15 protein-coding genes and 1 other annotated feature are annotated in these 15,188 nt (G+C 33.2%); all 15 genes read left to right on the plus strand.

Annotation, left to right across the window (positions count from 1 at the left end; translation table 11 throughout):
- Complete coding sequence (locus R9X47_RS29235; RefSeq protein ID WP_432664591.1) at positions 1-981, plus strand: PhoH family protein; 981 nt, start codon at positions 1-3, stop codon at positions 979-981.
- 386 nt (positions 982-1,367) lie between these two features.
- Positions 1,368-3,476 (plus strand): HD family phosphohydrolase, encoded by a 2,109-nt coding sequence (locus R9X47_RS29240; protein ID WP_432664592.1) that lies wholly within the window; start codon positions 1,368-1,370, stop codon positions 3,474-3,476.
- Positions 3,473-3,943, plus strand: coding sequence for an rRNA maturation RNase YbeY (ybeY, locus tag R9X47_RS29245; RefSeq protein ID WP_432664593.1), 471 nt, complete (start codon positions 3,473-3,475; stop codon positions 3,941-3,943). Before R9X47_RS29240 ends, ybeY begins: the two co-directional genes overlap by 4 nt.
- Before the next feature lie 37 nt (positions 3,944-3,980).
- Positions 3,981-4,679: a diacylglycerol kinase gene (locus tag R9X47_RS29250; protein ID WP_432664594.1), complete on the plus strand. Its 699-nt coding sequence runs from the start codon at positions 3,981-3,983 to the stop codon at positions 4,677-4,679.
- Between the two features lie 159 nt (positions 4,680-4,838).
- Positions 4,839-6,104 carry a hemolysin family protein gene (locus R9X47_RS29255; RefSeq protein ID WP_432664595.1) on the plus strand — a complete coding sequence of 422 codons (1,266 nt, stop codon included), beginning with the start codon at positions 4,839-4,841 and terminating at the stop codon, positions 6,102-6,104.
- A 22-nt stretch (positions 6,105-6,126) separates the two neighbouring features.
- Positions 6,127-7,239: a DUF3048 domain-containing protein gene (locus R9X47_RS29260; RefSeq protein ID WP_432664596.1), complete on the plus strand. Its 1,113-nt coding sequence runs from the start codon at positions 6,127-6,129 to the stop codon at positions 7,237-7,239.
- 123 nt (positions 7,240-7,362) lie between these two features.
- On the plus strand, positions 7,363-8,250 hold the full coding sequence (gene era / locus R9X47_RS29265; RefSeq protein ID WP_432664597.1) for a GTPase Era: 888 nt from the start codon (positions 7,363-7,365) through the stop codon (positions 8,248-8,250).
- A gap of 32 nt (positions 8,251-8,282) precedes the next feature.
- A complete protein-coding gene (gene mgtE / locus R9X47_RS29270) occupies positions 8,283-9,668 on the plus strand; it encodes a magnesium transporter (RefSeq protein WP_432664598.1) in 1,386 nt (461 codons plus the stop codon).
- Between the two features lie 91 nt (positions 9,669-9,759).
- Complete coding sequence (locus tag R9X47_RS29275) at positions 9,760-9,912, plus strand: hypothetical protein (protein WP_432664599.1); 153 nt, start codon at positions 9,760-9,762, stop codon at positions 9,910-9,912.
- Positions 9,913-9,916: 4 nt separating this feature from the next.
- Positions 9,917-10,672: a DNA repair protein RecO gene (recO, locus tag R9X47_RS29280; RefSeq protein WP_432664600.1), complete on the plus strand. Its 756-nt coding sequence runs from the start codon at positions 9,917-9,919 to the stop codon at positions 10,670-10,672.
- Between the two features lie 61 nt (positions 10,673-10,733).
- Positions 10,734-11,258 carry a DUF4342 domain-containing protein gene (locus R9X47_RS29285; protein WP_432664601.1) on the plus strand — a complete coding sequence of 175 codons (525 nt, stop codon included), beginning with the start codon at positions 10,734-10,736 and terminating at the stop codon, positions 11,256-11,258.
- A 98-nt stretch (positions 11,259-11,356) separates the two neighbouring features.
- Positions 11,357-11,528, plus strand: a binding site (T-box leader).
- Between the two features lie 124 nt (positions 11,529-11,652).
- Complete coding sequence (locus R9X47_RS29290) at positions 11,653-13,050, plus strand: glycine--tRNA ligase (protein WP_432664602.1); 1,398 nt, start codon at positions 11,653-11,655, stop codon at positions 13,048-13,050.
- Between the two features lie 235 nt (positions 13,051-13,285).
- On the plus strand, positions 13,286-13,915 hold the full coding sequence (locus R9X47_RS29295; RefSeq protein WP_432667710.1) for a helix-turn-helix transcriptional regulator: 630 nt from the start codon (positions 13,286-13,288) through the stop codon (positions 13,913-13,915).
- 36 nt (positions 13,916-13,951) lie between these two features.
- Complete coding sequence (locus tag R9X47_RS29300) at positions 13,952-14,767, plus strand: pyruvate, water dikinase regulatory protein (protein WP_432664603.1); 816 nt, start codon at positions 13,952-13,954, stop codon at positions 14,765-14,767.
- 55 nt (positions 14,768-14,822) lie between these two features.
- The coding region (locus R9X47_RS29305; RefSeq protein WP_432664604.1) for a PEP/pyruvate-binding domain-containing protein at positions 14,823-15,188 on the plus strand (366 nt) is incomplete at its 3' end.

The following is a 15,188-nucleotide window of genomic DNA, read 5'->3' on the forward strand; positions in this document are numbered from 1 at the left end:
TTGCAGGAGCAAAACGAAATAAGGATAAAAATTGAAAATATAAATTTTTTAGATGAACTATTTGGAAATCTAGACGAAAATATTAAAATAATTGAAGAAAAGTATGATGTTCACGTTGTATCGAGGAATGGCGATTTAATAGTCCTTGGGGATGAATCGAAAATACAATCAGCAAGTAAAGTACTAAAAAAAATGATAGAGATAATAAAGGCTGGCGAAAGCTTAGATAGGCAAAAAATAATGTATACAATAGGCTTATTTAACAATGGTGAAGGAGATAAAATAGATGAGATACTTGGTGATATTGTTTGTATAACAGCTAGAGGAAAGCAGATTAAACCTAAAACCCTGGGGCAAAAGAAGTATATTGAGGCTATCAAAAAGAGAGACGTTGTGTTTGGAGTAGGTCCTGCTGGGACGGGGAAAAGTTATCTGGCAGTAGCTATGGCTGTAAAAGCCTTTAAAAATAAAGAGGTAAATAGAATAATTTTAACTAGACCAGCAGTTGAGGCCGGAGAAAGTCTTGGATTTTTACCAGGAGATCTTCAGATGAAGGTAGATCCATACCTTAGGCCATTATATGATGCCCTCTATGATATATTAGGCGGAGAGACTTACTTGAAATATAAAGAAAGAGGAATGATTGAGGTAGCTCCCTTGGCATATATGAGAGGTAGGACCCTTGATGATTCTTTTATAATTTTGGATGAGGCTCAGAATACTACTAGGGCTCAAATGAAGATGTTTCTGACTAGAATAGGTATTGGATCAAAGGCTGTTATAAATGGAGATATTACGCAGATCGACTTACCAAAGGGGAAACAATCTGGGCTTGAGCATGCTATGCAGGTTTTGAAAGGAGTAAATGGGATTGATTTTATACGCCTTTCGGATAAAGACGTTGTAAGACATGGACTAGTACAAAAAATAATAAAGGCCTATGATGCATTTGGAAATAAACCGAATAAAAGGAAGAAATAGAGAGGGGGACATAGAGCCCCTCATTTTTAAGTCTTTTAACATTGTAAAATACATAGAAATCATAAAAGTGAATTTTATCTGTTTCTTTGTTTTAATCATTTTATGGAAATTCGAAGCAAATAAATTTTCTGTAGGGTTTCTAGTGAAGGCTTTTTTGAGTTATAATATATATATGGTCATAAAAAAACTTGTTTAATCATTACTCAAGAAAATTAATCTTGAATCAGAATGCAACCTATATAAGTTACGAAAAAATCTATTACATTCCTAAGATGTAACATCTCCAGAAACGCTAGATGTCAAATATCCAGAATGTGAGATGTTTATCGTACTATATATAGTAAGTGCCTTTGGCACATTTGTTATGAAAAGAGGGGGGAAGCTTTGTGGCTTTTCTACAAAGTTTGGACAGGCTTTTTAGAAGGATCTTTGAAAATAAAATCGCTAAGAACAAAACATTTAATGTTGTAATTCTATCTTTACTATTTTTTGTAGTAATATTCTCAAGCTTTTACACTACAGTCTCACCCAAAAAATATGACTTAAAGGTAGGAGAAGTTGCACCGGCCGATATCAAGGCTCCACAAGATATAGAGGATAAGGAGGCCACTGCTAAGGCAATTGAAAAGGCAATTCAAGCAGTTGAGCCTAAGGAAGAAGTAGATCCTACAATACAAATAAATATAAAGAATAAGATAGAAACATTCTTTAAGAATTTATATGAATTAAAGGAAGTACGTGAAGAAACGAAAAGTAACTATAATGAGATTGTTGAATCACTAAATAAATATAATGAATTTGATCTTAGCAAGCGTGACCTAGGTATATTACTAAATTCAAAGGAAGATACTCTAAAGAATTTCGAAGGATATACCCATGATTTTATTGTACAGGTGATGACAACAGGTATAAAAAAAGAAGAATTAGACAATAAAAAAGAAAAGATTGAGGAATACTTTATGGCTTTAGAAGGAATATCTGACAATCTAAAGACCATAGGAATAAAAATAGTAAACAATTCAATTAAAGAAAATATTTATTTAGATAAAAAATTAACACAGGAAAAAATTAATGATGCAATTAAAAAAGTGGACAAGGTTTATATTTATAAGGGTCAGATTATAGTAGGTGAAGGAGAAGTAATAACCGAAAAGGATTTTAAATTTTTAACTGAGGCAGGGCTTATCCATAAAGAAAACAACAGGGATGTAAAGCCATTGTTAGGAGTAGTTCTTATTATTGTGCTCCTTGAGTTAATTCTTATCGCTTATATATACTTCTTTAATAATGAGCTAACAAACAAGATTTCAAACTTATACCTTATTACTATAGTATTCCTGATGGCCTTTGTTTTAGCGAAGCCTTTTAATAGTATATCGAGCTATCTAATACCGATTGCATCTTCTTCGATGTTGATCGGAATACTTATCAATCCGATTGTGGCGATTGTTTTAAATATATTCTTGTCGATATTGATTACATTAGCAACGGGTAATAGTCTCATGGTATTTGTAATGCTATTGACTGCTGGTACTGTTGCAGCTATTAGTGCATCCAATACCCATCAAAGGTCAGGAATCTTTGTGTCTGGCTTGTTAGTTAGTTTAACAAACTTGATTCTTATTTTAGGCTTTGGCTTAATTAAAGGATTTGGTGCAAAAGATATTCTAATAAATGGTTTTTATGGTATACTAAATGGGGTGTTTTGTTCAATACTAACAATAGGTTCATTGCCTTTATGGGAATATATTTTTAACATTTTGACTCCTATAAAGCTTCTAGAATTATCGAACCCGAATCATCCGATTCTTAAAAGACTGTTAGTTGAGGCACCGGGGACTTATCACCATAGTATAATCGTTGGAAACCTAAGCGAAGCTGCTGCTCAAGCCATAGGCTGCAATAGCCTTTTAGCTAGAGTTGGATCATATTATCATGATATAGGGAAACTAAAAAGACCTTACTTCTTTAAGGAAAATCAATTGACATCGGATAATCCCCATGATAAGATTTCTCCTTATTTGAGCTCTAATATAATCCGAAGTCATGTTCAAGATGGAGTAAAACTTGCACATGAACATAAGATCCCTAATGACATAATTGATATTATTGAGCAGCATCATGGTGATACACTGGTTAAATATTTTTATCATAAGGCTATGAATGAAAATGATGAGATAAATGATGTTGATCCTAAAGACTTTAAATATAAAGGTCCTACTCCACAATCTAAGGAAGCAGCAATTGTAATGCTAGCTGACTCAGTTGAAGCTGCTGTAAGGAGTCTATCCGAACCAACAAAGGATAATATCGAGGACCTTGTTAAAAAGATTATTGAAGGAAAACATAATGAAGGTCAATTACACGATTGTGACTTAACCTTTAAGGATTTAGAAACAATCAGAAAAACATTTGTAAACATTTTAATGGGTATATTCCATGAGAGAATAGAATATCCAGAAATCAACAATGAAGAATTGGAGGCATCTAAGTGATAGATTTAGATATAATAAATAATCAGGATATTATTGAATATAAGGAGGAGCTAATCGAACTTCTAAATAAAGTTGTAGAGAAGTCTTTAGAAGTTGAAAATATTGGCAATGATATAGAAGTAAGCTTATCCTTTGTTGATAATAATGAAATAAAAGTATTAAACAGAGATTTTAGAGGAAAAGACAAGGAGACAGATGTCTTATCCTTTCCTCAATATGAAAATCAAGAATTAATTAAAGAAGAGAATAATATAGTTGTATTAGGAGACATAGTTATATCCTTAGAAAAAGCTAAGGAGCAAGCCGAAGAATATGGACACTCCTTTGAAAGAGAAGTTGCTTTTCTAACTAGCCACAGTATGTTTCATCTACTTGGTTATGACCATGACACTGAGGAAAATACAAAGTTGATGAGGCAGAAAGAGGAAAAAGTATTGGAACTATTGGGTATACTAAGAGAATCCTAAATAATCCAGGGTTATGGGATAATAATGGTGGAATATTATGAAAGCAAAAAAATTATTGGACAGCTTTAATTATGCTTTTGAAGGTATTATTTATACCTTAAAGACTCAAAGAAACATGAGAATACACTTTGTAATTGCGGTTCTAGTTTTATTTGGCAGTGTTTTTTTTCACTTGTCGAAGGTAGAGACTCTAGTGCTATTCATTACAATAGCCTTAGTAATCATTGCTGAGATGATAAATACATCCATAGAGGCTACCATTGATTTAATAACAGATAAATATCATGAATTGGCTAAAATAGCTAAGAATGTAGCTGCAGGGGCTGTTTTGGTTTCTGCAGTGAATTCAATTATTGTTGCCTATATAATATTTTATGATAAACTAGACGAAATTTCTCTTATATTAATATACAAGGTAAGGGCTATGCCAATACATATTACCTTTATAAGTCTTATAATAGTAATATTTGTTTCTATAGGAGTCAAAGCTTACTTTGGAAAAGGGACTCCTTTAAGAGGAGGAATGCCTAGTGGCCATGCTGCTGTATCCTTTTCAATTTTTATGGCAGTGGTTTTCCTGTCAAAAAATACCTTAATAATTACTTTGGCATTTATTTTAGCTCTTTTAGTAGTCCAAAGCCGCATTGAAGCAGGAATACATTCTTTTATGCAGGTTTTAGTAGGTGCGTTTCTTGGAGCACTAATTACTTTGTTTATATTTCAGTTAATTTATTAATACTATAGGTATAGAGTGCTACTATACGAACTCTATATAAGCAATCAAAAATTCAAACAATTAAGAGGGGGTGGTATTTACTACTCCCTTTTAGAGGCCTAAAAGTATTTTTGAGTTTTTAGTCTGAAGTATATGTCTGTATATATAGGAGGAAGGGTAGTGGATTACGCTATAATGATTAGATTAGTCATTTTAGTAATTTTACTTTGTTTATCGGGTTTATTCTCTAGTGCTGAAACTTCTTTATCATCATTAAATATAATAAAAATAAAGCAATTAAAGAAGAAGGGTGTAAAGAAAGCAGAGATTTTAGATAGATTGTTAGATAAATCGTCTAAGATTTTAGCTACTATACTTATTGGCAATAATATTGTTAATATTGCAGCTACAGCCATTGCTACTGAGCTTACTCTTAGTATTGTCACTGGTGAACAGGCTACACTTTTAGTTACAGTAACTATGACCATCTTAATTTTGGTGTTTGGTGAAATTACGCCAAAAACCTATTCATCCTATAATCCAGAAAAGGTCGCTATGAAACTGGGGAGACCTTTAGAAATTCTTTCAACGATATTTAGTCCTATTCTATTTATTTTAAATAAGATAACCCAGGTCCTTATCAGAAGCTTAGGAGGAAATATATCGGGTAATAGAAATACCGTATCTGAGGAAGAAATAAAAACCTTAGTTGATGTAGGTGAAGAAGCAGGAATTATAGAAAAGCAAGAGAGGGATATGATTGAAAGTATTTTTGAGATAGGTGATATCAAGGTTACAGAGGTAATGGTTCCTAGAATAGATACTGTGTACTTAGAAGAAGATACATCAATTGAAAATGCAATAAAAAAGGTAATAGAATATGGCTACTCAAGAATCCCTATTATTGACGAGTCAATTGATAATATTATTGGAGTCGTTTATGCTAAAGACCTTCTAGCATGTTATTTGAGTGAAGGTAAAGAAAATCTTAAGATAAGTAGCTTCATTCGCCCTGCATACTATGTACCCCAGAGCAAGAAGGCAATTGACTTGTTAACCGAAATGCAGCTGGAGAAGGTGCATATGGCAATAGTTTTAGATGAATATGGAGGGACATTAGGGCTTGTGACAATCGAAGACATCTTAGAAGAAATAGTTGGCGACATATTAGATGAATACGATGATGAGAAAGACTTAATAGAGTTTATCGACGAAAATATTGTGATAGTTAATTCAACAATATCAATAGAAGAAACCAATGAAATTCTAGGAGAGAATATACCATTGGATGACTATGAGTCCCTTGGTGGATTTGTTTTTAACCTACTTGGGAGAATACCTAAGGTAGGAGATGTTATAGAGTATAACAATATAATATTTAAGGTTTTAGAAGTACAAAACAGAAGGGTAAAGAAAATCGAACTTAGTAAAAAAAATCAAACTTAGTAAAAGACAAGGGGGACAAAAAATGAAAAAAGTATTAGTTGTAGTATTGATTCTTGCGTTATTAGTTGGTTGTAAAAATACTGAAGTTTCTACAGATACTCCTTCTGAAACGGAAGTGGTTTCAAGCGAAACAGGGAAAGACGATAAGGACAGTATAGAAATCGTTGTAGACGATAGTAGTGAGATTAAAGAGGATGAAGAGGACAAGGATACAGAGGAAGAAATTATTGACTTAGAAAATAAAGTTAAGTCACCTTTAACAGGAATGTACATAGATAAGGAAAGATTAAATGATAGACCTATTGCAGTTATGCTTGATAACTACTATAAAGCTAGACCACAAGCTGGACTAAGTGAAGCGGATATTGTATATGAGATATTGGCTGAAGGTAATATTACTCGTTATTTAGCAATTATATACACAAATAAGCCTGAAACAATTGGACCAGTAAGAAGTGCTAGACCGTACTTTTTAGATAAGGCATTGGAATACGATCCACTGTATGTTCACGTTGGTGGAAGTGAGCAAGCCAAGTCTGACATAAAATCTTTAAAAATGGCAGATATCGATGGTTTATCGAGTGGTGGAGATATATTCTGGAGAAAGAAGCACAAGCCAATACCAAACAATATGTATACAAACTACGCAGCAATTATGAAGCAATCTAAAAGAAGAAAGTACAATAAAAATGGTAACTTTGAAACACTACAATTTAATGAAAAAGACATGGAGATTGAAGGAAAGGAATTAAACGAAATAAAAATTCCTTATAGAGATAAAAAGTATTCTTCAGGATTCAAGTACAACAAAGAAGATGGCTTATACTATAGATATGTAAATAATAAACCACATTTAGATGAGACATCAAAAATTCATCTAACAGCGAAAAATGTAATTGTTCAATATGCTGGACAAAGGGTTATTGACAGTGTAGGAAGACTTGAAATGAACTTAATAGGAAGTGGAAAAGGTCTTTATATAACTAATGGGAAAGCTATGGAGGTAAGTTGGAAAAAGCCTTCTAGAAGAGAGCTTACAAGATTCTATGATTCTAATGGAAATGAAATAAGCTTAAATCCGGGAATTACATGGTTCCAAGTGGTTCCAAACGGTTTAAATATAGTTACTAAGTAAGAAAGTTTATTATAAAGAAATTTGTTTATACAAAATAGAAAATATAGTAAAATTTTAGTAAAGGTATAAGCTATTTAAAAACAAGAAGTTGAAAATAATAAAAATACATAGGTGGTGAATATTTTGGCCTTCAAATCAGGATTTGTAACAATAATCGGAAGACCAAATGTAGGAAAATCTACATTGATAAATAATATAGTTGGACAGAAAATATTAATAATGTCGAATAAGCCTCAAACTACTAGAAACAAGATTCAAACAATATACAATGGTGATGAGTCTCAAATAGTGTTTCTAGATACTCCAGGTATCCATAAGCCTAAAAATAAATTAGGTGAGAATATGGTAAAGGCTGCAAAGGATACATTGAATGAAGTAGATGTTATAGTTTTCATGGTAGATGAATCTACACAAATAGGTCCTGGAGATAGGTATATACTTGAGATGTTAAAGGATGTAAAAACACCGGTTATACTTGGTATAAACAAAATTGATATTTTGGGACCCGATGAATATAAGAAGCTTTATGAAGCCTACAGTGAGTATGGTATATTTGATGAAATAATGGGTCTATCAGCTATAAATGGTAAAAACGTTGATAAGCTTATTGATAAACTTATTGATAGATTGCCAGATGGACCTCAATATTTCCCTTCAGATATGATAACCGATCAGCCCGAAAGATTTGTAGTTTCGGAAATAGTAAGGGAGAAGCTTCTCCATTATCTTCATGAGGAAGTGCCGCATGGAGTAGCCGTAGTTGTTAACTTTATGAGACAAAGGGAAGATAAGGATATAATTGATGTAGATGTTACTATATACTGCGAGAGAAATTCCCATAAAGCAATAATTATTGGGAAAAACGGAAAGAAAATAAAAGGTGTCGGAAAGAGTTCAAGGGAAGAGATTGAAAGACTCCTTGGATCAAAGGTATTTATGGAAATATGGGTAAAGGTTAAAAAAGATTGGAGAGATAAGGAAAGTATGTTAAGGAATCTTGGATACATGTAGTTACCGCGTCCTTAACTAAAGGGGGTGTGAGTATGACAAAGCCTAGCAGTGAAAAATTTATAGATAGATTAAATATAGTAGAAGATTTTTTAGAAAATGGTGAAGACTTAAAGTTAAGTGAATATATTGAAGAACTCCACCCTGCAGATGTAGCTGAAATCCTACTCGAGCTTGATGATGACAGACAAGAGAAGTTTTTCAGCATTCTTTCCTGGGAACAGGCTAGTAAGGTACTTGAGGAAGTTGACTCAGATACCTTCGTTGAGCTTTTGGAAATTTTCAAGAGAGAGCAAAAAATACTTATTCTTGACCAAATGGCTCAGGATGATATAGTTGATCAACTAGCAGAGCTTAGTGAAGAAAAGCGTAAAGAAATAATTTCGTTACTAGATTTAGAAGACGCTAAGGATGTAAGAGAACTCCTTATTTATGAAGAAGATACCGCTGGTGGTATCATGACCAAGGAGTATATTACAGTTAGAAAAGATATAACAATCTATCAAGCAATTGAAGATCTTAGAGAAAAATCCAGTGATGCAGAGACAATATACTATGTCTATGTTGTAGATCAAAAAGAGAGACTAGTAGGAGTTTTGTCATTAAGGGAGTTAATCGTTAGCAAGCCAAATAGCATTATTGGAGAAATAATGCATGAGAAGGTCATTAGTGTTAACCTAAGAACGGATCAAGAGGATGTAGCACGAAAGGTTTCAAAATATGACCTTTTAGCGATACCAGTTGTTGATGATGGTAATAGAATAATGGGTATAATAACAGTAGATGATATTATAGATGTTATTGAAGAAGAAGCTACTGAGGATATCTACAAATTTGCCGGTACTTCTGAAACAGAAGATATTGAAGAAGATAATATTTTTGCAAGAATATTCGCCTCAGTAAAATCTAGATTACCCTGGCTCATAGTCACTTTATTTGGTGGATTGTTATCTGCCCAGATAATAGGAGGATTTCAAACAGTAATAGACAAAAACGCAACATTAGCTTTATTTATGCCTCTGCTTGCTGGAATGGGAGGAAATGTTGGGACTCAGTCATCAACTCTAACCGTAAGAGGGATTGCAGTAGGTAATATTCATGGAAAAGAGGTATTTAAGACCTTAATTCAAGAAATATGTGTTGGGTTCCTGGTTGGTCTTTGCTGTAGTATAATAGCAGCTATTGTAACTTTGTTTCTACAAAGAGGAGAGCTGGTTTTAAGCTTTGTAGTTGGAATTTCAATGTGGGCAAATATGCTAACGGCTGCCACCATAGGAACCTTGGTTCCACTTATATTCAAAAGGATTGGTGTAGATCCAGCTGTGGCATCGGCTCCTTTTATAACTACTACAATTGATATAACAGGTTTATCAATATATTTTACACTTACTTCTATATTATTGAATAAACTAGTTATGTAGACAATTTTTTTTCCTCTAACAAAAATTTCTAGTATATACACCTCCCCATTGCAAAAAATAAGAGTACAATACTTAGAAGGGGGTATAAAAGGTGTATAAAGAAAACTTATGGAACTTATTTTTGACAACAGGGGATTTAAGTTTTTATTTAGAGTTAAGGAAAATGGAAGCTGAAGGCTCCGGCTTCAGTGAACAAAGTGAAGAAGCTGAAATTGGGGGAACGCAGAATATTTCGCTGAGGTGATGCAATGATTTATAAGACCGATGCTGTGGTCTTAAGAAAAAATAAGATTTCAGAGTCAGATGTTATATTAACCTTATTTTCTAGAAAGCTTGGAAAAATAAGAGCAGTCTCAAAGGGTGGAAGAAGACCTAAGTCGAAGTTGTCTCCAGCTTCACATATTTTTGTTTTTGGTGAGTTTGTTATTTCAAGGGGTAAGAATTTAGACAATATCTCATCGGCAGATATCCATGAGTCTTTTTACAAAATAAGAGAAGATTTGTCAAAGCTGGCATATGCCTCATACTTCTCAGAGTTATGTGATTCTGTCATAGTTGAAGGAGTAACCAATAACAGACTATTTGATACATTTTTAAAGACACTGAGTGTTATTACAGAAAATGATCAAGACCTTGAATTGATCAAACTTGGATTTCAGCTAAAGCTATTGGATTACTCCGGGTTTAGGCCCGAGTTAAATAAGTGTGTAGGCTGTGGAAGTGGGAGCTTTGATAAAATACGATTCAACATTCCTCAAGGTGGTCTAATATGTGATAATTGTATAGGAAAATACGGAGCTAACACTTTCTTACTAAATGAGACTATGCTTAAGGTTATGAAATACATACTTCAAACTGATATTGTAACAATTTCAAAAATAAAACTAAATCCTAAGATAACCAATAGGTTGAACTATGTTATAGATAGTTATATTAAATTTCACCTTGAAAGAAAAAACTTTAAGAGCTTAGAGTTTCTAAATAGTTTGAAGGAAATAAAATGAAAACTCAAGGGGCATTGAACCCTTTCGTTTGACTTTAATAAAAATAAAGAGGTGATGGGTAATGGAATTTACTTTAGAGCAAGTAGATGAGGTTAGAGAAAGAACTGGTGTATCCTACCAGGAAGCTAAGGAAGCTTTAGAAGAAGCAGATGGTGATGTTTTAGAGGCAATAATTTATCTAGAAGCAAAGGAAAAAAATGATGATCATGTTAGAAACAACTTTTCTGATATGGGAAATGATGTTGTTGAAAAACTAAAGGAACTTGTTAGAATGGGTAATGTGACAAGAATATACTTAAGAAAAGATGGAGAAACGGTAATGAATATACCAATTACGGCAGGAGCCTTTGGAGCACTATTTTTCCCACCTGCAACTATAGCTGGTATTGTAGCTGCACTTGCTACAGGATGCAGATTAGAAATAGTTAAAGACGACGGTGAAGTTATTGACATACAGGATATAACAGAGGATGCTTTTCAAAATGTTAAAGAGAAAGTAGAAACTGCAAGAGATAGACTTGCAAAGATGAACAATAAGGAAAATGTTATTTATCAAGAAAGTAATGAGCAAGATATAGAAGAATAAGTAGGTATAAGTATGAAAAATTTTGATTAAATCTAGAAATTTTGTTGTCAAACTGTTTACAAATGGAATACAGTATGGTAAAATCAATAAAAAAATATTGAAATGCTTTGACGGAGAAGAGTAACTAAGAATGTTATCAAAGAGAGTCGGTGATGCTGGAAATCCGATATAATAGCTTGGTGAAGGGAGCTCCTGAGCAATACTAGCTTAAGAGGACGTTTTATACGTCAATCAGGGTGGAACCGCGGAAGTATACCTTTCGTCCCTTTTCAGGGATGAAGGGTTTTTTTATTTTTGAAAACAAAACGACGATGTCGTTTTTGTTGATAGACCTTTCAAGCAATTAAACTTATAATTAAAAGTTTAAAACTATAGAATATTAGGAGGTATCATTATGGCGAAAAAAGAACGTTCAACAATGGATAAGGTAGTATCGTTGTCGAAATCAAGAGGATTTATTTTCTCAGGTTCAGAGATTTATGGTGGATTAGCTAATACTTGGGACTATGGTCCATTAGGTGTTGAATTAAAGAATAATGTAAAAAAGGCATGGTGGAAAAAATTCATACAAGAAAGTCCTTATAACGTAGGATTAGATGCTGCAATACTAATGAATCCTGAGACATGGGTTGCATCTGGTCACGTTGGAGGTTTTAATGATCCTCTTATGGATTGTAAAAAGTGTAGAGCTAGATTTAGAGCTGATAAATTAATAGAAGATAATTTAGCAGAGAATAATGAAGCTGAACAAGTTGTTGATGGATGGTCAAATGAAAGAATGGAAAAATATATAAGCGATAAGGATATTAAATGTCCTGAATGTGGTGAAGCAGACTTTACGAACATAAGACAGTTCAACCTTATGTTTAAAACATTCCAAGGTGTTGTAGAGGACTCTCAGGCAGAAATATTCTTAAGACCAGAAACTGCACAGGGTATCTTTGTAAACTTTAAGAACGTGCAAAGATCATCAAGAAAGAAGATTCCATTTGGAATTGGTCAAATAGGTAAATCATTCAGAAACGAAATAACTCCTGGAAACTTTACATTCAGAACTAGAGAATTTGAGCAAATGGAATTAGAGTTTTTCTGCGAGCCAGGTGAAGATTTAAAATGGTTTAGCTACTGGAAGGATTTCTGTAATAATTGGCTTTTAAGCCTTAACATGAAGGAAGAAAATATTAGACTTAGAGATCATGAACAAGATGAGCTATCACACTATAGTAATGCAACTACCGATGTGGAATACAGATTCCCATTTGGATGGGGAGAATTATGGGGTATTGCTGATAGAACTGACTTTGATCTTAAGCAGCATATAGAGCAGTCTGGTGTTGATTTGAGCTATCAAGATCCTGTTACAAATGAAAAATACGTTCCTTATTGTATAGAGCCATCTCTTGGAGCAGACAGAGTAACATTAGCATTCTTAGTTGATGCATATGAAGAAGAGCAATTAGAAGACGGTTCAGAAAGGGTAGTTCTTAAACTGCACCCAGCATTAGCGCCATTTAAGGCAGCGATATTCCCTCTTACTAAGAAACTTAGGGAGCCAGCTGAAGAACTATACAGCAAGCTTGCAAAGAAGTTTATGGTGGATTATGACGAATCAGGTAGTATCGGTAAGAGATATAGAAGACATGATGAAGCTGGAACACCATTATGTATAACAGTAGATTTTGATACATTAGAAGATAACACTGTAACTGTAAGAGATAGAGATACAATGGAGCAGGTTAGAATAAAAATTGATGAACTAGAAGATTATATTAATAATAAAATAGAATTCTAATAACAAAAGAATGACATATAATATGGATAGCGATTATGCTATCCATTTATATTTAGCTATGAGTTCAAACATTTTTTAGTAGTTAAAACCCCCTATTTTCACAAATGTGTTATGCTGTTTGTTGAAAAATTAAAAATTTTTATAAAAATTTCTAAAATTAGAGACAAATTTAAATAAATAGTATATAATATTGCAGTAATAGTATAACACATTTAGCTTAAACGAGGTGATTATTATAGAATTTAATAGTCGACAGAGAAGAATAATTGAAATAGTAAAGGATAACGAGCCAATTACAAGCGAACATATTGCCGATGAATTGAACCTTACCAGGGCTACATTAAGACCTGACCTTGCAATATTGACTATGTCTGGAGTTCTTGAAGCCAGACCTAAGGTTGGATATTTTTATACTGGTAAAGGAGAAAAGGAAGAAATATCTTATAAGGTGAATGAGATTAAGGCCAATGATATAAAATCAGTGCCTATTGTGGTAGATGAAAAAACATCTGTATATGATGCAATAGTGTCAATGTTTTTAGAGGATGTAGGAACAATATTTGTTGTATCAGATGGTTTTCTTACTGGGGTGGTATCCAGGAAGGATTTTTTAAAAAGCTGTATAGGTGGAATGGATATAAATAAGATTCCTGTTGGAGTCATAATGACAAGAATGCCTAATATTATTACGGTTTTTCCTAATGAGACTGTGCTTGAAGCGGCCCAGAAAATAATTGAACATGAAGTGGATAGCTTACCAATTGTTGAAAAGGATCTAATTGAAGGAAAAGAGTACCTTAAGGTTTTAGGCAGAATATCAAAAACTAATATTACTAAGCTATTAATAGAAATAGCAGATTCATAGAATTGGACTATATCTGTAAATGGGAGGAAATGAAATATGGATGAAAGATTATTTGTTTATATTTTATCAGATTCAATAGGAGAAACTGGTGAGCAAGTTGCAAAGGCAGCGGCAGCACAATTTAAAGATGTTGACTATGTGCTAAAGAGATTTCCATATATCTCTGAAAAAGAGCAGATCGAAAATATAATTGAAAGAGCATCTAACCTAAAATCAATAGTTATTTTCACAACTGTTATTGAAGAGTTAAAGCAAACGATAATTATTGAGTGTGAAAAGAATAACATACAATATGTGGATATAATGTCTCCACTTCTAAGTTCATTTCATAATGTCGTTGGAAATGAACCAGTACATGTTCCTGGTACCATGAGACGTCTAGATGAAAGATATTTTAAAAGAGTGGCTGCGATTGAATTTGCAGTAAAATATGACGATGGTAAAGATTCTAGGGGAATAAAGAAGGCTGATATAGTACTTATTGGGGTTTCAAGGACTTCAAAAACGCCTTTAAGTATGTATTTAGCCCATAAAAATATAAAGGTTGCTAATGTACCTTTAGTGCCTGAAGCACCGCTACCACAAGAGCTTTTTGAAATACCACCAAAAAAGATCATGGGATTAACAGCGAATCCAATCAAACTAAATGAAATTAGGCAAGAAAGATTAAAGGCATTAGGATTGAGTAACAATGCATCCTATGCAAATCTAGAGAGGATTTTAGAGGAATTGGAGTATGCAGAAAAGATTATGAAGAAGCTTGGTTGTCCAGTTATTGATGTCTCCAGTAAGGCTGTTGAAGAGAGTGCTAGCATTATCATGGAGATAATGAGAGAGAATGGTCTTATATAAAAATTAGAAATTATTAATCTAAATATATATTAAGCAAAAATAGGGGGAGAAAATAATGAAGAAATTTGTTTACTCTTTTGATGAAGGAAATAAAGAAATGAAGGCCCTTCTAGGCGGGAAAGGCGCCAATCTTGCTGAAATGAGCAAAATTGGTTTACCTGTTCCAGCAGGATTCACCATAACAACTGAGGCTTGCAACAAATACTATGAAGATGGAAAAAAGATTGATTCAGCAGTAAAAGAAATGATTTTTGAAAATCTTGATAAGTTAGAAAAAACAACCAATAAAAAATTAGGAGACTTAAACAATCCATTATTAGTATCTGTAAGGTCTGGAGCAGTCATCTCCATGCCAGGAATGATGGATACAGTTCTTAACCTAGGATTAAATGATGAAGCAACCGAGGGGTTAGGTAAACTA

It is taken from the genome of Wukongibacter baidiensis (assembly GCF_050888315.1).
Lineage (GTDB): Bacteria > Bacillota > Clostridia > Peptostreptococcales > Caminicellaceae > Wukongibacter > Wukongibacter baidiensis.

What these genes read in the sequence shown, in the direction of transcription:
- R9X47_RS29250 (WP_432664594.1), top strand. Translation starts at nt 3,981, where the DNA reads ATGAAAGCAAAAAAATTATTGGACAGCTTTAATTATGCTTTTGAAGGT.
- R9X47_RS29260 (WP_432664596.1), top strand. Translation starts at nt 6,127, where the DNA reads ATGAAAAAAGTATTAGTTGTAGTATTGATTCTTGCGTTATTAGTTGGT.
- mgtE (WP_432664598.1), top strand. Translation starts at nt 8,283, where the DNA reads ATGACAAAGCCTAGCAGTGAAAAATTTATAGATAGATTAAATATAGTA.
- recO (WP_432664600.1), top strand. Translation starts at nt 9,917, where the DNA reads ATGATTTATAAGACCGATGCTGTGGTCTTAAGAAAAAATAAGATTTCA.
- R9X47_RS29285 (WP_432664601.1), top strand. Translation starts at nt 10,734, where the DNA reads ATGGAATTTACTTTAGAGCAAGTAGATGAGGTTAGAGAAAGAACTGGT.
- R9X47_RS29290 (WP_432664602.1), top strand. Translation starts at nt 11,653, where the DNA reads ATGGCGAAAAAAGAACGTTCAACAATGGATAAGGTAGTATCGTTGTCG.
- R9X47_RS29300 (WP_432664603.1), top strand. Translation starts at nt 13,952, where the DNA reads ATGGATGAAAGATTATTTGTTTATATTTTATCAGATTCAATAGGAGAA.